The 20,433-nt window shown below is 62.4% G+C and carries 21 protein-coding genes; 8 read left to right on the top strand and 13 right to left on the bottom strand.

The genetic code is table 11. The features are described 5' to 3' along the window. Nucleotides 1-2: 2 nt before the first annotated feature. Nucleotides 3-1,406 carry an exodeoxyribonuclease VII large subunit gene (gene xseA / locus ABL914_RS03410; protein ID WP_391561752.1) on the bottom strand — a complete coding sequence of 468 codons (1,404 nt, stop codon included), beginning with the start codon at nucleotides 1,404-1,406 and terminating at the stop codon, nucleotides 3-5. On the opposite strand from xseA, the gene purD reads away from it, so the two are divergent. After that, a complete protein-coding gene (purD, locus tag ABL914_RS03405) occupies nucleotides 1,405-2,709 on the top strand; it encodes a phosphoribosylamine--glycine ligase (RefSeq protein WP_391561751.1) in 1,305 nt (434 codons plus the stop codon). The two genes, xseA and purD, sit on opposite strands and share 2 nt — an antisense overlap. A gap of 2 nt (nucleotides 2,710-2,711) precedes the next feature. Here the strand turns inward: purD and ABL914_RS03400 are convergent, their stop codons facing one another. After that, complete coding sequence (locus ABL914_RS03400) at nucleotides 2,712-3,641, bottom strand: division plane positioning ATPase MipZ (RefSeq protein WP_391561750.1); 930 nt, start codon at nucleotides 3,639-3,641, stop codon at nucleotides 2,712-2,714. A gap of 125 nt (nucleotides 3,642-3,766) precedes the next feature. Further along, the gene (locus ABL914_RS03395; protein ID WP_391561749.1) at nucleotides 3,767-4,777 is read right to left on the bottom strand and encodes an adenosine kinase; all 1,011 of its coding nucleotides are present in this window, start codon (nucleotides 4,775-4,777) and stop codon (nucleotides 3,767-3,769) included. A gap of 75 nt (nucleotides 4,778-4,852) precedes the next feature. Here ABL914_RS03395 and ABL914_RS03390 point away from each other — a divergent pair, with 75 nt between their 5' ends. The 3 genes from ABL914_RS03390 to ABL914_RS03380 all read left to right on the top strand — a co-directional run bounded on the left by ABL914_RS03390 (nucleotide 4,853) and on the right by ABL914_RS03380 (nucleotide 7,032). Continuing rightward, nucleotides 4,853-5,569 carry an EI24 domain-containing protein gene (locus ABL914_RS03390; protein WP_391561748.1) on the top strand — a complete coding sequence of 239 codons (717 nt, stop codon included), beginning with the start codon at nucleotides 4,853-4,855 and terminating at the stop codon, nucleotides 5,567-5,569. Further along, entirely contained in the window at nucleotides 5,566-5,973 is a 408-nt protein-coding gene (locus ABL914_RS03385; protein WP_391561747.1) for a hypothetical protein, read from the top strand. Before ABL914_RS03390 ends, ABL914_RS03385 begins: the two co-directional genes overlap by 4 nt. A gap of 99 nt (nucleotides 5,974-6,072) precedes the next feature. Continuing rightward, nucleotides 6,073-7,032: a hypothetical protein gene (locus ABL914_RS03380; RefSeq protein ID WP_391561746.1), complete on the top strand. Its 960-nt coding sequence runs from the start codon at nucleotides 6,073-6,075 to the stop codon at nucleotides 7,030-7,032. Nucleotides 7,033-7,040: 8 nt separating this feature from the next. On the opposite strand, the gene ABL914_RS03375 is transcribed toward ABL914_RS03380, so the two are convergent. Genes ABL914_RS03375 through ABL914_RS03340 form a run of 8 tightly spaced genes read right to left on the bottom strand, consistent with a single transcriptional unit; the run spans nucleotide 7,041 to nucleotide 13,030 of the window. Beyond that, the gene (locus ABL914_RS03375; RefSeq protein ID WP_391561745.1) at nucleotides 7,041-7,409 is read right to left on the bottom strand and encodes a HesB/IscA family protein; all 369 of its coding nucleotides are present in this window, start codon (nucleotides 7,407-7,409) and stop codon (nucleotides 7,041-7,043) included. Then, nucleotides 7,406-7,894 (bottom strand): SUF system Fe-S cluster assembly protein, encoded by a 489-nt coding sequence (locus ABL914_RS03370; RefSeq protein ID WP_391561744.1) that lies wholly within the window; start codon nucleotides 7,892-7,894, stop codon nucleotides 7,406-7,408. The genes ABL914_RS03375 and ABL914_RS03370 overlap by 4 nt, the downstream gene beginning before the upstream one ends. After that, complete coding sequence (locus ABL914_RS03365; RefSeq protein WP_391561743.1) at nucleotides 7,891-9,078, bottom strand: aminotransferase class V-fold PLP-dependent enzyme; 1,188 nt, start codon at nucleotides 9,076-9,078, stop codon at nucleotides 7,891-7,893. Before ABL914_RS03365 ends, ABL914_RS03370 begins: the two co-directional genes overlap by 4 nt. After that, nucleotides 9,078-9,806 (bottom strand): SufD family Fe-S cluster assembly protein, encoded by a 729-nt coding sequence (locus ABL914_RS03360; protein ID WP_391561742.1) that lies wholly within the window; start codon nucleotides 9,804-9,806, stop codon nucleotides 9,078-9,080. The genes ABL914_RS03365 and ABL914_RS03360 overlap by 1 nt, the downstream gene beginning before the upstream one ends. Then, nucleotides 9,803-10,648 carry a Fe-S cluster assembly ATPase SufC gene (gene sufC, locus ABL914_RS03355; protein WP_391561814.1) on the bottom strand — a complete coding sequence of 282 codons (846 nt, stop codon included), beginning with the start codon at nucleotides 10,646-10,648 and terminating at the stop codon, nucleotides 9,803-9,805. The genes ABL914_RS03360 and sufC overlap by 4 nt, the downstream gene beginning before the upstream one ends. Nucleotides 10,649-10,659: 11 nt before the next feature. After that, entirely contained in the window at nucleotides 10,660-11,148 is a 489-nt protein-coding gene (locus ABL914_RS03350) for an endonuclease domain-containing protein (protein WP_391561741.1), read from the bottom strand. Beyond that, a complete protein-coding gene (gene sufB / locus ABL914_RS03345) occupies nucleotides 11,145-12,623 on the bottom strand; it encodes a Fe-S cluster assembly protein SufB (protein WP_391561740.1) in 1,479 nt (492 codons plus the stop codon). Before sufB ends, ABL914_RS03350 begins: the two co-directional genes overlap by 4 nt. Beyond that, complete coding sequence (locus ABL914_RS03340) at nucleotides 12,620-13,030, bottom strand: SUF system Fe-S cluster assembly regulator (protein ID WP_391561739.1); 411 nt, start codon at nucleotides 13,028-13,030, stop codon at nucleotides 12,620-12,622. Before ABL914_RS03340 ends, sufB begins: the two co-directional genes overlap by 4 nt. 271 nt (nucleotides 13,031-13,301) lie before the next feature. Between ABL914_RS03340 and ABL914_RS03335 the strand changes: the two genes are divergently transcribed. The 4 genes from ABL914_RS03335 (at nucleotide 13,302) to ABL914_RS03320 (ending at nucleotide 18,067) form a co-directional block, all read left to right on the top strand. After that, on the top strand, nucleotides 13,302-14,348 hold the full coding sequence (locus ABL914_RS03335; RefSeq protein WP_391561738.1) for a quinone-dependent dihydroorotate dehydrogenase: 1,047 nt from the start codon (nucleotides 13,302-13,304) through the stop codon (nucleotides 14,346-14,348). A 10-nt stretch (nucleotides 14,349-14,358) separates the two neighbouring features. Beyond that, complete coding sequence (gene ggt, locus ABL914_RS03330) at nucleotides 14,359-16,095, top strand: gamma-glutamyltransferase (RefSeq protein ID WP_391561737.1); 1,737 nt, start codon at nucleotides 14,359-14,361, stop codon at nucleotides 16,093-16,095. 117 nt (nucleotides 16,096-16,212) lie between these two features. Continuing rightward, nucleotides 16,213-17,727 carry a hypothetical protein gene (locus ABL914_RS03325; protein ID WP_391561736.1) on the top strand — a complete coding sequence of 505 codons (1,515 nt, stop codon included), beginning with the start codon at nucleotides 16,213-16,215 and terminating at the stop codon, nucleotides 17,725-17,727. Nucleotides 17,728-17,896: 169 nt separating this feature from the next. Continuing rightward, on the top strand, nucleotides 17,897-18,067 hold the full coding sequence (locus ABL914_RS03320; protein ID WP_391561735.1) for a hypothetical protein: 171 nt from the start codon (nucleotides 17,897-17,899) through the stop codon (nucleotides 18,065-18,067). 88 nt (nucleotides 18,068-18,155) lie between these two features. On the opposite strand, the gene ABL914_RS03315 is transcribed toward ABL914_RS03320, so the two are convergent. Then, on the bottom strand, nucleotides 18,156-18,581 hold the full coding sequence (locus ABL914_RS03315; protein ID WP_391561734.1) for a cupin domain-containing protein: 426 nt from the start codon (nucleotides 18,579-18,581) through the stop codon (nucleotides 18,156-18,158). Next, nucleotides 18,581-20,413 carry an AMP-dependent synthetase/ligase gene (locus ABL914_RS03310; protein ID WP_391561733.1) on the bottom strand — a complete coding sequence of 611 codons (1,833 nt, stop codon included), beginning with the start codon at nucleotides 20,411-20,413 and terminating at the stop codon, nucleotides 18,581-18,583. Before ABL914_RS03310 ends, ABL914_RS03315 begins: the two co-directional genes overlap by 1 nt. Nucleotides 20,414-20,433 lie beyond the last annotated feature (20 nt).

Here is a 20,433-nt window from a genome sequence, read left to right as displayed (position 1 = left end):
TTTCAGAGCAATTGACCCTGCGATCCGGCACTGCCGGTTGGTGCGGGTTTCGGTTTGGCGGCGGCGCGCCCCGGCGCTGGCCCGGCCGCGCCGACCGTCAATTCACCATCGCGGAAGTGCAGGGTCAGCATTGGTTCTGCCGCTGCTGCCGCGCGATCAACCAGCGTCCGTCCATCTGCTGCGCTGACCCTGGCATAGCCGCGCTGAAGCACCCGATCAGGATCGAGTGAGGCGAACAGCCGCGACAGCCCTTCAAGCCGCCCGCGCGCCTGATCCAGCCGGGCGCTGACCAGCGGCAGCGATAGCCGCGCGGCGCTGCGTTGAAGCTCTCCGCGCGCCAGCTGAGTGCGATCGACCAGCGCCCGCCGGAGCCGTTCTGCCTCGCCATCAAGCCGCTGAACATAGGGGCCTAGCAAAGCCTGCGGTTTGGGCAGGCGTTCGGCCCGCGCCGCCAGCCGTTCCCGCCCCAATTGCAACGGACGCTGCACTGCACGGCGTTGGCGTAGGGCCAGCTCGGCAATTTGCTGGGCCAGTTCGGTGCGCACCGGCACGGCCAGTTCGGCCGCAGCCGTCGGCGTGGGTGCGCGCAGATCGGCGGCAAAATCGGCCAATGTCGTATCGGTTTCATGACCCACAGCCGAAATCACCGGAATTGTGCATTCGGTAATCGCACGAACCACGTCTTCTTCGTTGAACGACCACAGATCCTCGATTGCACCGCCGCCGCGCGCGACGATCAATGTATCAGGGCGCGGCACCGGACCATCGGTGCCCAGTGCCGAAAATCCGCGCACGGCGGCGGCAACCTGTGCAGCGGCCCCCGGCCCCTGGACCAGCACCGGCCAAACCACCACCCGGACCGGAAACCGATCAGCCAGGCGGTGCAGGATGTCACGGATAACTGCACCGGTCGGCGAAGTGACTACGCCGATCGTGCGCGGCAGGAACGGGATTGGCTGCTTGCGTGCGGGCGCAAACAGCCCTTCAGCTTCGAGCCGAGCCTTGGTCTTGGCCAGCAGCGCCAGCAATGCGCCTTCGCCGGCCACTTCCATCCGTTCGATCACCAGCTGATAGTTCGATCGCCCAGGGTAGGTGGTCAACTTGCCGGTGGCGATCACTTCGAGCCCGTCTTCGCAAGCGAAATTGAGCCGCCCGGCGGTGCCGCGCCACATCACCGCATCCAGCCGGGCGTTCTCATCCTTGAGGCCAAGGTAGAGATGCCCCGATGCCGCGCGCTTGAACCCGGTAATTTCGCCGCGAACGCGCACGAAACCGAACTGATCCTCGACCACACGCTTTAAGGCGGCGGAAATCTCGCTGACCGAAAGCGCTGCGGCGTTGTCGCCCGCGCCTTCCTTCGCTACCAGCCCGGCGGGTTCATCATCTGGGTAAGGCGAAAACGGCATGAATATCCTGTTGCTGGGATCGGGCGGACGCGAACATGCGCTGGCGTGGAAGCTGGCGCAATCCCGATTGCTTGGAAATTCGGGCGACAAATTGTTCGCCAGCCCGGGCAATCCCGGTATCGCCGATCATGCAGAGCTAGTCACGCTCGATCTGACCGACCATGCTGCCGTCGTGGGCTTTTGCGAGGCCCAGCGCATTGGCCTGGTGATTGTGGGCCCCGAAGCGCCCCTTGTGGACGGCCTGGCCGATAGTTTGCGCGGCGCAGGCGTGGCAACCTTTGGCCCTTCAAAAACCGCAGCCCAGCTTGAAGGCAGCAAGGCTTTCACCAAAGAGCTTTGCGTCCGCCACAACATCCCAACGGCCGGTTTCAAACGCGTTGCCAGCGCCCACGAAGGCCTGACTGCGCTGGACGATTTTTCAATCCCGGTGGTGGTCAAGGCAGACGGCCTGGCCGCCGGCAAAGGCGTAACCGTCGCCCTGACCCGCGCAGAGGCTGAGGCCGCGATTGCAGAAATCTTTGACGGCCGGTTTGGTGCCGCCGGGGCCGAAGCCGTGATCGAGGAGTTCATGCAAGGTGAGGAAGCAAGCTTCTTTGCCCTGACCGACGGGCACACCGTGGTGCCATTCGGGTCTGCCCAGGATCACAAACGGGTCGGCGATGGGGATGTTGGGCCAAACACCGGCGGGATGGGTGCCTATAGCCCAGCCCCGGTATTGACACCGCTGCTTGAAGGTGAAGCACTGGAACGGATTGTGGTGCCCACGGTCCGCGGCATGGCGGCTGAAGGCATGCCATATTCAGGCGTGCTCTATGCCGGTTTGATGCTGACCCCGGACGGCGTCAAATTGATTGAATACAATTGCCGCTTCGGCGATCCTGAATGTCAGGTCCTGATGATGCGGCTGGAAGGTGATTTGGGTGAATTGCTGCTGGCCACAGCCGAAGGGCGGCTGGGTACGCTGCAGCCGCCGCGCTTTTCGGCCGAAAGCGCGCTTACCGTTGTAATGGCTGCCCAGGGTTATCCCGGCACGCCCAGGTCTGGCGGGGCGATCAAGGCAATTGCTGAAGCTGAAGCAAATGGCACCAAGGTGTTCCACGCCGGAACCGCGCTTAAGGACGGCCAGCTGGTTGCCAGCGGCGGGCGCGTGCTCAATGTAACGGCGCTCTCGCCAAGCGTGAGTGAAGCGCAGGCTGCAGCTTATGCGGCGGTCGATGCGCTTGATTTCGCCGACGGGTTTTGCCGCCGCGATATCGGTTGGCAGGAAATCGCTCGGGAAAAGAGTGCGGTTGGCAGGCCCTGATCCTAGGCGCTGACAGCAGCCGTCCCGGCCCAATCCCCAACCGATTCGAGCAAGCTATCGCTTGCCTGCGCGAAGTCGAGATCGAGATCATCTATCAAAGCATCAAGCTCGCTCAAGGCGATCGGTTTGCTGCGCGCAAGGTCTGGAATGCGGCGCAGATCAAGGTGCGTCAGCCCAAGCAGGAACAGTTCTCGATAGGCGACCCGTTCTGAAAGCCCCGCGCCAAGGCGGAATTCCAGCCGCGGTGCCAGCCGCCGCAGCGCGGCATCAACCTTGTCCTGATTGCGGCTGGTATCGCGGCGCTTGCGGTTTTGCAGCACTAGCCAATCGAGCGCAGGCATGCCTGCCTCAGCCCGGGCCTGACGCAGCTCTGCCACCATCACCGCAAAGCAGCCGGGGCCAAGCAGCCGCCCGTTGACCGGATGAAACCGGCCGAGCAGATCAAGATCGACAAAGCTTGAATTGACCGGCGAGACCAGCAGTTCGGCCATGGCGATCGCGCGCCGGGCAATTGGCGAATCGTGGCCGGCGGCATCGATCACCACATAGTCACAATCCCACCCCGCCCGGGCGATTTCCTGGCACAGTTGCGCGCCCGAATGTTGTTGCAACAACAAGTGGCGCGGCATCGGCAGACGCACACCCAGCCGCTTGGCCGTGCCGCCCCGCCCGACCAGCGTGCGGGTCAGGGTTTGCTGGCGGCGATCAAGATCAATTGCCAGCACCTTGTGCCCGCAATCAGCCAAGGCAACCGCAAGATGGAACGCAACGGTCGATTTGCCGACCCCGCCCTTCTCGTTCGCAACGGTGATGATCCGGGCATTTGCCTTGGGTCGTGAGGCAATATCAGCCACCACCACGCGTGGATGTTCGCCATCCACAGCTATATCACGGCGGACCGCAAATTCCCCTATCGGCGTGACAACGTTCATGCGCCCGATTCCCTATTTTCCGCGCCGAATTGAACCCGGTGCGAATCGCCCAAGGTTCCCACGCTAGTGGACAAACCTGTGGATATCGAATCTAGGAAATTATCATTAACGAATTGCGACCGGCCTTAGCCGAATCGTGCGTCAATCAGGTCTTTGAGATTCGCTTCGGGCCGTGCGCCATAGTGCGAGATGATTTCGGCCGCGCAGATCGCCCCGATTTCCAGACATTCAGCCGGCGGGCGCCCCTGGACATGGCCGTGCAGAAAACCTGCGGCAAACAGATCGCCAGCGCCGGTCGTATCGATCACCTGTTCGACCGGCTCGGCCCGAACTTCAAACAATTCACCGCCGCACGCCGCAACCGCGCCGTGTTCGCTGCGGGTCACGACCAGCATCGGCACTTTGGACTTCAGCGCATCGATCCCGGCGTGGAAATCATCCTGCCCGGTCAACGCCGCCAGTTCGATATGATTGGCGAACAGGATATCGATTTCGCCCGCTTCAATCAGGCTGCGGAAATCATCGCCATGGCGCGCGATAACGAACGCGTCAGACAAGGTGAAGGCCACCTTTCGGCCAGCATTCCGGGCGGCGGCAATTGCCCGGCGCATGGCTGAACGCGGCTCTTCCGGATCCCACAGATAGCCTTCCAGATAGAGCACTTGCGCTGCGGCAATGGCAGCCTCGTCAAGCGCGGCTGGCGGCAGGAACTGTGACGCGCCAAGGTAGGTGTTCATGGTGCGCTGGCCATCGGGGGTTACGAAAATCAGGCACCGCGCCGTGGGCGGATCACCGGCGCGGGCCGGGGTTTCAAAGGATATCCCCCCGGCGCGGATATCATGCGCAAAGACTTCGCCCATCTGATCCTGGGCAACCTGGCCAATGAAGGCGCAGCTGCTGCCCAGCGCCGCCAGGCCAGCCAGGGTATTGGCCGCCGAACCGCCCGAAATCTCGCGCGCGGGGCCCATCGCGTCATAAAGCTCCTGGGCGCGGTCGGTATCGACCAGCGTCATCCCGCCGCGCACCAGGCCCAGCCGCTCGATCAGGGCATCCGCGCACGGAGCCATAACATCGACGATAGCATTGCCGATGGCGATAACCTGCAAACTGGATGCCGGGCTGCTGGGGTTGGACACGCGGAACTCCTTGGCTGGTAGGGGAATGGGACTGGTAGGGGCTTGGGGGCCGCGCCTAGCGAGTTTCGCGCCGTGATGGAAGCGGGCGTTGACAGCGCGCGCCGGTATGGCAATCCCGATCAGGACATGCTCGCTGCGTTAACCCTTGCCCTGGCCGACCTGTTTGATCGGCGGCTGCTGCCGATCTGGCTCAAAAGCGTACTTGCGACGGTGCTTGCGGTTGTCGTGTTTGGGATCGCGGCATTCTTTGCCCTTCGGTTGGCCGCACAGCAGCTGGCGCCCGGTTCAGAAGCCGCCGAAATTCTGGTTGTGATGCTGGCATTGTTCGGGCCGTGGCTGCTGTGGCGGATTGTTGCGCTGGCGGTGCTGCAGTTCTTTGCCGATGATGTGGTGGCCGCGATCGAGCAGCGCCACTATCCCGAAATGGCCAAAACCGCACGCAAACTGGGTTGGCGCGAAGAGGCGCGGCGCAGCCTGGGCGGCGCTGCGCGGGCCGTGCTATTCAACCTGCTGGCCCTGCCGGTCGCGCTGGCTCTGCTGGTTACCGGCCTGGGTGCGCCGCTGGTGTTCATTGCCGTCAACGCCATACTGCTGGGACGCGAATTGCAGGATATGGTGTGGCTGCGCCATCGCCTTACCGTGCAGTCCGCCGCGCCGCTGGGCCCAGCGCAGCGATTGGCGCTGGGCGCGATCACGGCGGTTCTGCTGACCGTACCAGTAGTGAATTTCGCCGCACCTTTCCTTGGTGCGGCTTGCGCAGTGCACCTGATCCATCGCAAGGGGCGCAAGTGATATTGCCCCGCCTTCTGATTGCCCTGCCGCTGCCGCTTGTGCTGGCCGCCTGCAGCACCACTGCCGCGCCCCCGCCCAAACGGCCGACCCAGGCCGCCCCGATCCGGCCATCGCTGCGCACGCCGCCGCCTGTGGCGCGGGTGCAGGCGGCGCCCGGGCTTGAAGGGGTTGTTGGCGCCAATCGCGATGCATTGATCCGCCAGTTTGGCACACCGCGGCTGGATGTTTGGGAAGGTGATGCCCGCAAGCTGCAATTTGTGGGCGGACCGTGCGTCCTTGATATCTACCTGTACCCCCCCGCCAAGGACCGCGATCCCGAGGCAACTTTTGTCGATGCCCGCCGGGCCAGCGATGGTCAGGATGTCGATCGGGCGGCCTGCGTCGCGGCGCTGCGCAAAAGGTAACGCGGCGAACCGGCGGATAACGGCAGAACACAGGTAACCGGGTTTTAAGGATAGTCTGGCACCACGCGTCTGAGTTTTTTGACCGGGGGCAGCTTTGCCATGAGTATGGAATTTGGAATTCTGGCCGCAGATGCCGCGGCAGACGGGGCTATTTCAGCCGAAGAAGTGCTCGAACTGCGCCGGCTCGGCTGGGCCGATGGCAAGATGGAGCCTGAAGAGGCCGAAGCCCTGTTTACCGCCAACGATGCCTGCGACGCGCCGACCAGCGAATGGTGCGATTTCTTCGTCGAAGCGCTGAGCTGCTTTGTTGTCGATACGGTAGAGCCCAAGGGCTATGTTGACGACGAAATGGCTGACGAGCTGATTTCACGGATCGATCGCGATGGCCGGGTCGGAACAGTGGCCGAGCTCGAATTGCTGGTCAAGGTCTGCGAAACGGCGATCAACGTTCCCGAAAAGCTGAAGGCCTATGTCCTCACGCAAGTTGAAGCTGCGGTTGTGAACGGCGATGGCCCAACCCGCAGCGGTGAACTGGATCCGCACGGTATCAATCTGGCCGAATGCATCCTGCTGCGCCGGTTGATCTTTGCACCGGCCAGCGATCGCCCCGCCGCCGTTAGCCAGCGCGAGGCTGAAATGCTGTTCCGGATCAAGGATCAGACGCTATACGATGTAAACAATCCGGAATGGGAAAAGCTGTTTGTCCAAGGCGTTGCCAACTATCTGCTGGGCTTTGGCGGACACGAACCGCTTAGCACTGCGCGCGCAGCCGAGCTTGAGATCTTCATGAGCCAGCAAGCCTCCGGAATTGGGGGGTTTTTGGGCCGGATGTTCACATCCAAGCCAGATTTCGAAGGCGCTTTTGGCAGCCTGCTTGATATCAATCCGAACGCGCCCGACATAGAGGCCGAGGCCGCAGAAGCGGCTCAGCTGACCGACGAGGAAAGCCATTGGTTGACCGACCTGCTTGAGGCTGATGAAGAGCTGGATCCGATGGAAAAGGCATTGCTCGCCTGGATCGCAGAAGACACTGGCGAAATGTTCGGGGTCAAGATCTGAGCCCGGCCCTAGACCGTAAAGCTTTCTCCGCAGCCGCAGGCCCCTTTGGCATTGGGGTTCTGAAACACGAAGCCTGCGGTGAAATCGTCTTCCTGCCAATCCATCGTGCTGCCGATCAGGTAGAGCACTGATGCACCATCGATAAAAAACAGGCCGCCCGAAGTCTCGATCCGCTCGTCCATCGCATTCGCATCGCTGACATAGTCAACCGAATAGGCCAGCCCCGAACAACCCCGGCGCGGCGTTGAAAGCTTGACCCCGATCGCGTCTGCGGGCGCTTCGGCCATCAGCTTTGCGACCCGCGCTTGGGCAGCGGCGGTCAGGATCACGGCAGCAGGCCGAGCTCTGCCGGCTTTCTGTGGAGGGGTTGTGGTCATAACATTCCAAGCTCCAGCCGGGCTTCATCGCTCATCTTGCCCGGGTCCCACGGCGGATCCCAGACCAGATGCACTTCGGCGTCGCGCACCCCGGGCACCGCGCTGACCCTAAGCTCAACCTCGCCGGGCATTGATTCGGCCACCGGGCAATGCGGGGTGGTAAGGGTCATCGATACCATAACCCCGCAATCTTCATCCACTTCGACGCCATAGATCAGCCCCAGATCGTAGATATTGACCGGAATTTCGGGATCGAAAATATCCTTCAGTGCCGCGATCACTGCTTCGTAAAGATCACCGCCTGGGGCAGTTGGATCAGCAGCAACAGGCTTCTCTTCAAGAAACCCGGCGAGGTAATCGCGCTTGCGCCCAAGCTTGTCGGCCGGCGCCTCTGCATCCTCCACGCGCGCGCGCGGCGGCGGCGCAACGCTGTCCACTTCCTCAACCTTGAATTTCGGTTCCCCGATATTCTCAGGAGCGCTCATCCGAAAATCCTCCGTGTCCGTTCGATGCCCGCGATCAGCGCGGCAATATCGCTTTCATCCGAATAGATCCCGAAACTGGCCCGCGCGGTGGCGGGCACCCCAAGGTGCTCCATCAGCGGCTGGGCGCAGTGATGCCCCGCCCGGATCGCAACACGGGTTCCATCCGGCGCCTGCTCGTCCAAGATGGTGCCCAGATCGTGCGGATGCACCCCATCCATCGCAAAAGAAACGATCCCGGCTGCATCTTCCGGCCCAAACAGGGTGATATCGTTGCGCATCTGCAATGCCGCACGCAACTGGCCAACCAGCCGCGCTTCATGCGCCTGGATTGCCTCTATCCCAATGCCTTCAACAAATTCGATTGCCGCGCCAAATCCGATCGCCTCGATTATCGCCGGCGTACCAGCTTCAAACCGGCCGGGCGGCAAGGCAAACGTGGTGCCGGCAAAGCTGACCTTGTCGATCATCGCACCGCCGCCCTGCCATGGCGGCATGGCCGCCAGCAGGCCCGGCTTGCCCCACAGCGCCCCGATCCCCGTCGGACCATAAAGCTTGTGGGCCGAAAAGGCATAGAAATCGCAGCCCAGCGCGGTCATATCCACCGGCAGCCGCGCCGCCGCCTGGCACCCATCAAGCAGCAGGCTGGCGCCAACCTTGTGCGCCAGCGCAGCCGCGCGCGGCACGTCGAGCAGCGAGCCGAGCACATTGGAAACGTGGGCCACGGCAACCATATCGAAATCAGGGGTTAGCATCGCCTCGGCCGCATCAAGATCGATCCGTCCATCAGCAGTCAGCGGACAGACATCGATCTGCCACCCGGCCAGCTGCCACGGCACGATGTTACTGTGGTGCTCCAGCTGCGACAGCAACACCCGGCGCGGCTTTTCCCCGCAAGCTGGAAAACTGCGGGCAACCAGATTGATCGCCTCGGTTGCGCCGCGGGTAAAAACCAGCTCGTCCCCTGCGCCGCCGATCAATCCCGCAACCTTGGCCCGGACCGCTTCATAGGCCAGGGTCATTTCGGCCGATCGGGCATAGACCCCGCGGTGGACCGTAGCATAATCCGCGCCCATCGCCCGCACAGTCGCATCGATCACCGCCTGCGGTTTTTGCGCCGTGGCGGCGGTATCCAGGTAATGCCAGCCGCCAGCCAGCCCCGGAAACTGATCGCGCAGCGCCGCCATCACAGCATCGCCTCAAGCGCGGCAACCGCCTGTTCCAGCAGCGCCTCCTGATCCTCAGCCCCGGCAAAAGCTTCTGCCAGAAAGGCTTGCAACATCAATCGCTTGGCCATTTCGGGAGGAAGCCCGCGCTGGGCCATATAGAACAGCGCCGAGGCATCAAGTTCGCCCACCGCGCAGCCATGTGCGCATTTCACATCGTCGGCGAATATTTCCAGCTCCGGCTTGGCATTGGCCGCGCTGTGCCGGTCAAGCAGCATCGCGCGGACCGATTGCGATCCATCGGTGCCGTCGGCCCCTTTGGCAACATGGACCTTGCCCAGATAGTTCGCGGCCGAGCCGCCGCCCGCGACTGAGCGCACCACCTGTTGGCTGGCGGCACCGGGGCCAAGGTGCGCCACCTGGGTGACCACCTCAAGCACCTGCCCGCGGCCCGCAAGCTGCGCGGCGCCAAACGTGAACTTCGAGCCCGCGCCCAATTCGGCCCGCAACGAAAGGCGGCCATAACCTTGCCCTGCGTTGAGCACGTGCAGATCGAGCGAAGCGCCCGGCGCCAGCACAATCGCCAGCTCGCCCACCCCCATATTGACCATGCTTAGTGCGCGATGTTCGCCTTCGCCCAACAACATCGTCTCGACCGCGACGGGCCAGACGCGCGCTAGCGATTCGATATCGGCATAGCGGAAGTCCTCGTCCTTGCGGGTGGGAAGAAGGGCTGCGGCAGTGGTCACCCTGCAACTTCCTCATAACCATGCTCTTCCAGCTCATGCGCGAGTTCCGGCCCGCCGGTCCGCACGATCCGGCCGCCCGCCAAAACGTGGACAAAGTCTGGCTTCACATAATCGAGCAGCCGTTGGTAGTGGGTGATCAGCAGCACCGCCTTGCCCGCGCTGCGCATGGTGGCATTGATCCCATCGCCGACAATCCGCAGCGCATCGATATCCAGGCCCGAATCGGTTTCATCAAGCACCGCCAGCGCGGGATCAAGGATCCCCATCTGGACCATCTCGGCGCGCTTCTTCTCGCCGCCCGAAAAGCCGACATTGACCGGGCGCTTGAGCATTTCCATGTCCAGCTTAAGCAGCGCCGCCTTTTCGCGGGCGAGCTTGAGGAAGTCGCCGCCCGACAGCGGCGCATCCCCGCGCGACTTTCGCTGGGCATTGAGGCTTTCTCGCAGGAATTGGACGAAGGATACGCCGGGGATCTCAACCGGGTACTGGAAGCCCAGAAACAGGCCGGCCGCCGCGCGCTCGTAGGGTTCAAGCGCCAACAAATCCAATTCACCACCGTCATTCCCGCGAAGGCGGGAACCCAGCTCCGAACCTTGCGTTTGGGACGAGGCCCCAGATGGATCCCCGCCTTCGCGGGGATGACGAGAGGGGGGTGTGAAAGTTACCGAACCCTCGGTCACCTCATATCCGGGCCGCCCGCCCAGCACATAGGACAGCGTTGATTTGCCCGCACCATTGGGGCCCATAATCGCATGGACTTCGCCGGCATTAAGCTCAAGCGACAGGCCCTTGAGGATCGGCTTGTCGGCGACGGTCGCGTGAAGGTTTTCGATTTTGAGCATGGCCATTCCTGCTAGCGTCGCGGCGCGCCGGGCGACTGATATTGCGGTTTATGGGCGCGGCCGCGCTCGCCATAGCGGGCCTTCATCGCTGCAACGATCTCTGCCACCACCGCGTCGCTCTCTTCCAGCACGCGCGCAGCGGTGAAGCGCAGCAGGTGCACGCCAACCGCCTCAAGGCTCTTGTCGCGCCGCGCGATCACTGCCGGATCACCGCCCTCGTCGATCGAGACCGCAACCTTCAGCGGGTTGCAGGCAAAATCGAGGATGGCAGAGCCGATCACTTGCTGGCGGGACAGCTTGAACTTGCCGAGATTGGCCTCGTTCAGCTTTTCGCCCAGCAGCTTCTGCGCCTCGGTCGGCTCCATCTTGTTGCGCCGGGCCTGATCGTGGATCTTGTCGAGCCGCTTGTCCGAAATAGCCCACCCGCGCCCGCGCCGCTCAAGCTCGGGGGCGTCGGTGCGCTCGTCGAGCGGGAGGACGGTGAGAGTTTTTTTGGTCATCCGACCGATCCTTCAAGTGAAATGCCCAGCAGCTTCTGCGCTTCGACCGCAAACTCCATTGGCAGTTGTTGCAGCACTTCCTTGGCGAAGCCGTTGACGATCAGCGCCACCGCCGCTTCCTGATCCAGCCCGCGCTGCATCGCATAGAACAGCTGGTCGTCCGAAATCTTCGAAGTTGTCGCCTCATGCTCGATCTGGGCCGAAGGATTGCGCACTTCGATATAGGGCACAGTGTGCGCGCCGCAGTCTTTGCCGAGCAGCAGCGAATCGCACTGGGTGAAATTGCGCACGCCTTCTGCGCCCGGCGCGACGCGGACGAGGCCGCGATAGGTGTTCTGGCTCTTGCCGGCCGAGATGCCCTTGGAGATGATGGTCGAGCGGGTGCCCTTGCCGTTGTGGATCATCTTGGTGCCGGTATCGGCCTGCTGATAATTGTTGGTGACGGCGACCGAGTAGAACTCGCCGACCGATTCTTCACCATTGAGCACGCACGAAGGATACTTCCATGTCACCGCAGATCCGGTCTCAACCTGGGTCCACGAAACCTTGCTGCGCTTGCCCTGGCACAGTGCGCGCTTGGTAACGAAATTATAGATCCCGCCCAGCCCTTCGGCATTGCCGGGATACCAGTTCTGCACGGTCGAATACTTGATCTCTGCATCATCCAGCGCGACCAGTTCGACCACCGCAGCGTGAAGCTGGTTTTCATCGCGCATCGGCGCGGTGCAGCCTTCTAGGTAGCTGACGTAGCTGTCTTTTTCGGCAATGATCAGCGTGCGTTCGAACTGTCCGGTGTTTTCAGCATTGATCCGGAAATAGGTCGATAGCTCCATCGGGCAGCGCACGCCTTCTGGGATGTAGACGAAGGTTCCGTCGGAAAAAACCGCACAGTTGAGCGCGCTGAAGAAGTTGTCATGCATCGGCACGATCTTGCCGAGCCACTTCTTGACCATCTCGGGATATTCGCGAATCGCCTCCGAAATCGAGAGGAAGATCACCCCGGCGCGCTTCAGCTCTTCGCGGAAGGTGGTGGCGACCGAAACCGAATCGAACACCGCATCGACCGCAACCTTGCGTGCGCCTTCAACGCCCGCGAGCACCTTCTGCTCCTCAAGCGGGATGCCCAGCTTTTCGTAAACCCGCAGGATCTCTGGATCGACCTCGTCCAGGCTGGCCAGCTTGGGCTTGGCCTTGGGCGCGGCGTAGTAATAGGCATCCTGGTAATCGATCGGCGGAATGTTCAGCTTGGCCCAATCGGGCATCGGCATAGTCTGCCAGTGACGGAACGCCTTGAGCCGCCATTCGAGCATCCATTCAGGCTCGTTCTTCTTGGACGAAATGAACCGGACAGTGTCTTCGTTGAGGCCCTTTTCGGCAAATTCAGTCTCAATATCGGCCGACCAGCCGTGTTCGTAATCGGCCACTTTCGCCGCCGCATCGCGCGCGGCCTGATCTTTGATCTGGGTGTCAGTCATCGCACCGCTCCCGCCAACTGGATCAGCGACACCCCGGCCAGCGCGCTGCGCATCGCGTCGTTGACCAGCGGCCAGTGCGGGCGCACCAAACAGGCGCTTTCCATGCCGCAATCGTGGCGGCCCTGTTCGACACAGGCGGTCAGCGCGATCGGGCCTTCGACCGCTTCGATGATTTCAGCCAGTGTGATCGCAGCAGCCGGCCGGGCCAGTTTAAGCCCGCCACCAGCCCCGCGCGTGCTGCGCAGCAGCCCCGCAGCGGTCAACCGGCTGACCAGCTTTTGCACGGTGGGCGCAGGCAGGCCGGTTTCTTCGGCCAGCTGCGCCGCTGATACCCGTGCAGCACCGCAATGGCGCGCGGCGGCGCTCATCGTGACGACAGCATAATCGGCCATGGAAGACAGGCGCATTGGCAAACCTTAATCGGACTGATTCGTTCCGAATTGCCCCTAGGCCTGCCGGGGAGCGCTGGCAAGCCGCGCGATATGCAAAAAAAAGCGACCTTCGGGTCAAGCCTGAAGGTCGCCTTTGAAGTTAGGAGCCTGTCTTGCATGCAAGGCAGTTCCTTCGGGTCGCACCATCTTGGTAGGGCAGCGGCACTGCCGCGAATTGTATGGATTCGTCAGTTTTCGTTCAGCTTGGCGAATCGACAGTTTGCCCTGCCAATGCCATAGCCGCGCGATGTTCTATTCGCTGTTGCGCCCGGCGCTGTTCCTGCTTGATCCGGAAACCGCCCACACGGCCTCGCTCGCTGCCTTGAAGCTGTTGCCGGGCGGGGCGCAGACCCCCGGGCCGCTCGCCACCACTGTTGCAGGCCTGGCGTTTCCCAATCCGCTGGGCATGGCGGCCGGCTATGACAAGGATGCCGAGGTGCCCGACGCGCTGCTGGGGCTTGGTTTCGGGTTTGCCGAGGTAGGTTCGATCACCCCTTTGCCGCAATCGGGCAATCCCCGCCCCAGGATGTTCAGGCTGCTTGAAGACCGCGCGGTGATCAACCGAATGGGCTTCAACAATGGCGGAGCAGAAGCCGCCGCGGCCCGGCTGGCGCGGCGCAAGGGGCGCGGCGGGATCGTGGGGATCAATGTTGGCGCCAACAAGGATTCGCTCGATCGGACGGCTGATTATGCGACCATGGTGCGACTGATGGCGCCGCTTGCCAGCTATCTGGCAATAAACATATCCAGCCCCAACACCCCGGGCCTGCGGGCCTTGCAAGATGAAGCGGCGCTGGCCGCGTTGCTTGATGCGGTGCTGGCCGCCCGGGGGAATGGTGCTGTATCCAATGGCGCCCAGCGGCCTCCGATCTTCCTGAAGGTTGCACCCGATCTGGAACCGGCCGATGTCGATGCGATCGCCCGGATCGCCATGGACAAGGGGATCGATGCGCTGATCGTTTCCAACACCACCATCAGCCGCCCGCCAATGAAATCGCGCCACGCCGCAGAAACCGGCGGTCTATCGGGCGCGCCGCTGCACGATCTGGCGCTGGAACGGTTGCGGACCTTTCGCAAGGCTACCGGCGGGGCGCTGCCCTTGATCGGGGTGGGCGGAATTGCCAGCGCCGATCAGGCCTGGGCCCGGATTCGGGCCGGGGCCAGCCTGGTCCAGCTGTATAGCGCAATGGCTTATGAAGGGCCTGGGATCGCCCGCAAGGTAATCGCGGGCTTGGAACGCTTGATGAAGCGCGATGGCTTTACCTCCATTGCCGAAGCGGTTGGAAGCGAATAGCGTGGAGCCCATGACCATGAACCCATTAAGCCGCATCGCCTTTTTGCTTGCCCCGCTGGCGCTGACCAGCTGTGCTCCTGCCGTGCAGACTGCGGCCCAGACGGCCCCCGCTGCCGCGCAATCGCTGGATGCCGGCATGGTCAGCGCGGCCGATCCGCGCGCCGCCGATGCCGGGGTGCAGATGCTGCGGCAGGGCGGCAATGCCACCGATGCGGCAATCGCGACGATGCTGGCCTTGACCGTGGTTGAGCCGCAGAGCTCGGGAATTGGCGGGGGCGGGCTCTATGTAGCAACCACCCGGCAAGGCCAGGTGGTGACGATCGATGGGCGTGAAACGGCCCCGGCTGCGGCGCACCCGAAATGGTTTTTCAAGGACGGCAAGCTGATGAGTTTTGCCGAGGCCGTTCCAGGCGGGACCAGCGTGGGGGTGCCCGGCAATGTCGCGCTGGCCGCCCGCGCCCATGGTGATCGCGGCCACTTGCCCTGGGCGCGGCTGTTCGCCCCGGCGATCAAGCTGGCGCGCAATGGCTTTCAGATCACCCCGCGAATGCTTGAGATGCTGGAAGGCAGCAAGCAGATCGCCGCCTCAACGGCAGAAGGCCGCGCGCTCTATTATGGGGCAGATGGCAGTGCCTTGCCGGTGGGCGCCGTAATCAGGAACCCGGCACTGGCCGATACCCTGCAAGCGATTGCGGACAAGGGCCCCAAGGCCTTCTACGATGGTGCCAATGCCAAAAGCATCGTCGCGCGTGTTAGCACGGCGGCGCGCAATCCTGCACCCATGGTTCTGGGTGATGTGACCGGTTACAAGTCCAAATATCGCGTCCCAGTCTGCGCCGAATACCGGGGCTACAGGATTTGCGGAATGGGTCCGCCCAGCTCTGGCGGGACAACGGTGATTGCAACGCTGGGCCAGCTGGAGCGGTTTGATCTGGCTGCGCTGGGCAAGGATGCGCCGACCGCCTGGCACCTGATCGCCGAAAGCGAGCGGCTCGCCTATGCTGATCGCGCACGCTATTCTGCCGATGCCGATTTTGTGCCGGTGCCGGCCGAAGGAATGGTTGACGCAGGCTACCTCAGCCAGCGATCGGCACTGATCGATCCGGCCAGATCGATGCCCAATGTCAGCGCCGGGACGCCGCCGGGGGCAGAGAAGCTGTCTTTCGCCGATGCTCCGCTGGCCGAGGAATATGGCACTTCGCATATTTCGGTCGTCGATCGCGATGGGATGGCGGTGGCCTATACCTCTACAATCGAAAGCTCGTTTGGATCGGGACTGATGGTTGGCGGCTATTTCCTGAACAATGAACTGACCGATTTTGATATGAACCCGGAAAAGGACGGGCGGATTGTGGCCAACCGGGTTGAAGGCGGCAAACGTCCGCGCAGCTCGATGTCGCCCACGCTGGTCTTCGCCCCCGATGGCCGGCTGGTCATGGTGGTTGGTGCGGCAGGCGGGGTAACGATCCCGGCGCAGGTGATCCGGGCCATTATCGGGATGGTCGATTGGCGGCTTAGCCCGCAGGACGCGCTGGCACTGCCCGTAATTTTCGCGCCCGGCACGAATACCGTCTATGTTGAGAAAGGGTCGGCACTTGAAGCCATGATCCCGGCGCTGATCCAGCTTGGCCACAGCGATGTTCAATCGCGCAGGCTTCCGCTTAAGGCGCAGGCTATCCTGATCAATGGGCGCTTGGCCGTGGGCGGAGCCGATCCGCGCAGCGAAGGGGCCGTTATCAGCGAATAGTCTGGAGGAGCCGCTTGGCCGGCCAGCGAAAAACTTCAGAAACGATGCGCCGCGGTAACTTCAAATAAACCATTTGGCGCGCATTTTCCTCGCTAGCCCAGCTCCGGGGAACAGTTTGTGACGATCATCACTATTGACGGCAAGAACGAAGAGGACTTTCGCCGCGAGGTTGAAAGCGATCTGCGCCATGGCCGCGAGGCCGCGGCTGCGGCACGCCTGCGCGAACTGCTGGTGCCCTATGCAGGGCAGGCAAATGTCCTGCCGGAACGCTTTCTGACAGTCGCCGCCGAAGAGCTTTCGCTGCGCGGCTGGGACTATCTGGGCGATTGCATTTCCCGTCATGATCGGCCCGGACGCCCGGTAACGGCCCTGTCGATCGCATTTGGCTGGGCCGGCGAGGAAGTCCCCACGGTTGATGAGCAGGGCTATCTCCACCCGCACATCGAAACCGGCTATTTCAACGATGCCGCCTATCCGTTTTCGCAAAGCGGGCGCGATGATCTGCTGGACGGCTATTCAATGCATGGCTGCACCTGGTCTGCTGATTGCGAGGCCAGTGACAATGCCCTGTCGCTTGACGGAGCCGATGACCTTTGTGGCGCGCTGGCCCAGCTGGAAGCCCGGCTATTGGCCTGCGAAGAACCCGATCCCGAAGAAATTCAAGCCGGATCGTTGGGTGCCTGCCTGCTTTCAGTGCTGCTGTTCCAAGTGGTGAACCAAAAGATCAAGCAGGATGGCTTGCCGCGTCCGGTCTGCGTTACGGCTGGCAGCAGCGGGGTCTATCCGTATTTCGATGCCCCGGTTGTGGGCATGCCCGAAAATGTCCGCCGCGCTGCCGCCCAGGCAGAGGAAGACGAAGGCGAGGCGGATGTTGCAATCCCCGGCCCGCGCTATTCCAGCCTGCTGATGACCGGCATCCCGCGGGCCCAAAAGCGCGCCGTGCTGGTCCTGGCTGAAACCGAACAGGAAATGTCAGTGCGGATCTCGCGGCTGCGCGGTCACGGCGATGGTCCGGCACCAACCGGGCCTGAACTGGAGGCCGAGGCGCTTGTGCCCGAAGCGCCCGTGCCGCCTGTGCTTGACGATCTTCCCGAGAGCCCGCTGATGACCAAGAAACCATCCGGTCAAAGCTGGGATTTCCGCGACATGCTGAGCCCGGCTCAGTCTGGCACTGAGGCCTTTGATCAACCGGACGAAGATTTCTGGCCAGAAGATGCCGATCCAGAAGATGCCGGTCCTGAAGAGCCGGCCGGCGCCGCAAGTGAGGAGGCCCAAACCGCCCCGCCCGAAGCCGCCGATGAACCCGGCCCGGCCGCTGTGGCAGACGCACCCAGCCTGTTCGAACCCGCCAGCGAAGGCGCGGCGGCGGCTGAGCCAGGCTTTTCGTTACTTGGCGAATCGGTGCAAGGCCGGCTTGAAATACTGCTTTCACCCGCTGTTCCGGCCGCTCAGAACGATCCGGTTCAGGCCCAGCCATGGCCGGCCGAGCAAGCCGGGCCGATCTGGCCGTTTGGGTTTGAGCTTATCGCCGGCAACGACGCAGCAGAACCCGATCCGGTTGCGCCACCCGCAGCCGAGCCCATTCAGGGATTGTGGGCCAGGCTGCGCCACTGGATCCGCCCGGCGCGATAGATTTGCGCAAATTTGATCGGTCTGCGCGGGCAAGATTGCCCGTTTCAGGCGCTGCGGGCAGAATTTGTTGTTGGCTGCGCAATTTCCAAATCGACAAATGCCGCGAAGCCGTGCAGACACGCGCGCGGTCCGCTTTGAGCGGACACGGGTAACGTTAAGGGGATTCCCAATGAAGAAGATTGTTATGGTTGCAGCTATCGCTGCTGGTTCGCTCGCTCTCGCCGCTTGCGGTGAAAAGAAGGAAGAAGCTGCACCGGTTGCTGAAGAATCAGCTGCTGCTCCGGTTGATGCCGCTTCGGGTGACGCTGCTGCTGCTTCGAGCGAAGAAGCCAAGATGTAATCTGGCCTAACCGCCAAATTCATCGGATCAAGGCCGGCCCAGCGGGGGTGGACCACCGCTTGGCCGGCCTTTCCTATTGGGGCTTGGCCTATTGGGGCTTTGCACCCCCAGACGCCGGGTCTGGCACGATGCGTTCAAAGATCAGATAGGTCACCGGGGTCGCGCCGATATTGATCACTTCATGCCACGGCGTGCCTGCGCTGGTATAGCTTGATCCGGCCGCCAGCACCTGATCGCGGGTGCCCTTTGCATCGGTGATCCGCATGATTCCGCCTTCCAGCGCATAGCCGATATGGGCCGGGTGAAAATGGCGTTCGTGGCCGATGCCGGGCGCAAACGTGCAGCGCAGCAGCCGGTTGGTGTGATCGCTGCGCAGCAGTGTGCAGACCGGCGCGCCCTTCCAGCCCGCGCGTAACGCATCTGGCAGCAGCGGGGTATCGGACATTGGCACATCGGCGGCCAGACCGGCGGCCAGAAACGCGGCCGGCAACATAAGCCGGGCAAAAACTGGCATCAGCTTTTGTACAGCCCATCAAGCCGATCGCCATAACGGGCCTTCAGCTTGTGTCGGCGGATCGACTGCTTGGGGGTCATTTCCTCATTATCGATCGAAAACGCTTCATCGGCAAAAGTGAACTGGCGCACTTTTTCAATCACTGAAAGATCCTGATTGACCCGGTCAATCGCGGCCCGCATCGCGCTGCGGAAAGCCGGCAGCCCCTGCAAGGCTGCAATATCGAACTTTTCGCCATTGGCGCGGGCCCATTCCAATGCCCATTCAGGATCGGGCACAACCAGCCCGACCACATATGGCCTCCGATCGCCGACCACCATCGCCTGGGCAATTTCTGCCTGCAGCGTCAGCAACCCTTCAACCCGCGCGGGCGATACGTTATCGCCCTTGTCATTGATAATCATGTCTTTCTTGCGGTCGGTAATAACAACCCGGCCGGCGGCATCGATATGGCCGATATCCCCGGTGTGGAGCCAGAAACCCTTTTCCGGTTCATGCGGATCTGCCTGCAGCGCTTTTTCGGTTTCGCCTTTGTTGCGCCAATAGCCTTGCATCACCAGTTCGCCGCGAACCAGAATTTCCCCATCTTCGGCGATCTTCACTTCAACGCCGTGCAGCGGCGGGCCAACCGTATCCATCTTGAGCCCTGCCGCCGGGCGATTGCATGAAATCACCGGGCCGGATTCGGTCTGACCATAGCCTTGCAGCATGGTTAGCCCCATCGATTCGAAGAACACGCCGACTTCGGGGTTTAGCGGCGCTCCGCCTGAAACCATGGCCTTCAAGCGCCCGCCAAAGCGTCCGCGGATTTTGGGACGAAGCGTCCGTTCCAGCAGCAGATCGACCGGCTTGTCGCGCCAGCGGTGCTTGCCCTGGGCCTTGGCGGAACCAATCCCCAGCGCGCGATCCAGCAGGAAATTGGCGATTTTGCCTTGCTTCTCGATCTGCTTGATGATCCGCATCCGCAGAACTTCGAACAGCCGCGGCACCACCACCATCACGGTTGGGCGGGTTTCCTCGATATTGCTGGCGAGCTTTTCCAGCCCCTCGGCATAGTAGATCTGCGCGCCGACCGCGATTGGCAGCATTTGCCCGCCGGTATGCTCATAAGCATGGCTTAGCGGCAGGAACGATAGAAAGGCGTCATCGTCATCCAGTCCGAAATCTTCGGCAAGGATTCGCGCCGCTCCATCCGCGTTCATCAGCATTGATCCGTGATGCTGCATTACCCCGCGCGGAGATCCGCCGGTGCCGCTGGTATAGATCAGGCACGCGGTCTGGCTGCGTTCAATCTTGGCAATCCGGGCTTCAACCGCCTTGCGCTGCGCCGCGCCATCGCCTGCGATCAGGGCCTGCCAATCGTGGTAATCAAACGAGCCAGCCTGCGAAATGCGCAAGGGCTCTATCCCGATCACATGTTTGGCAATTCCGGATCGGACCACCGCGCCCAGCAAAGGCTTGGCCAGCTTGTCATTGGCAACGATCACCGCCGCTGCGCCCGAATCTTCCTGGATGTGCAAGTGATCGCGTTCGGTGTTGGTGACATAGGCCGGCACCGTTATGCAGCCCGCCGCCATGATCGCGAAATCGGCGATGCACCATTCGGGTCGGTTTTCCGAGACCAGCATCACCCGGTCTCCATCTTTCAGCCCCAGCGCGCGCAATGATTGAGCCAGGCAGCAGATCTGCCGCGCCACTTCGGCCCAGCTTAATGCCTGCCACTTGCCATCATGCTTGGCCCACAGGAACGGCGCATCACCTTTGGCATCGGCCCGGCTGAGGAACAGTTCGACCAGATTTCTGCACTTCGGCAGATCCGAAATATCAACCACCCGCACCGCCCCTTTCGCAG

The organism is Novosphingobium sp., from assembly GCF_040079535.1.
GTDB lineage: Bacteria > Pseudomonadota > Alphaproteobacteria > Sphingomonadales > Sphingomonadaceae > Novosphingobium.
The sequence above is the reverse complement of the archived record's forward strand: the minus strand, read 5'-3'. Positions and strand labels throughout refer to the sequence as shown.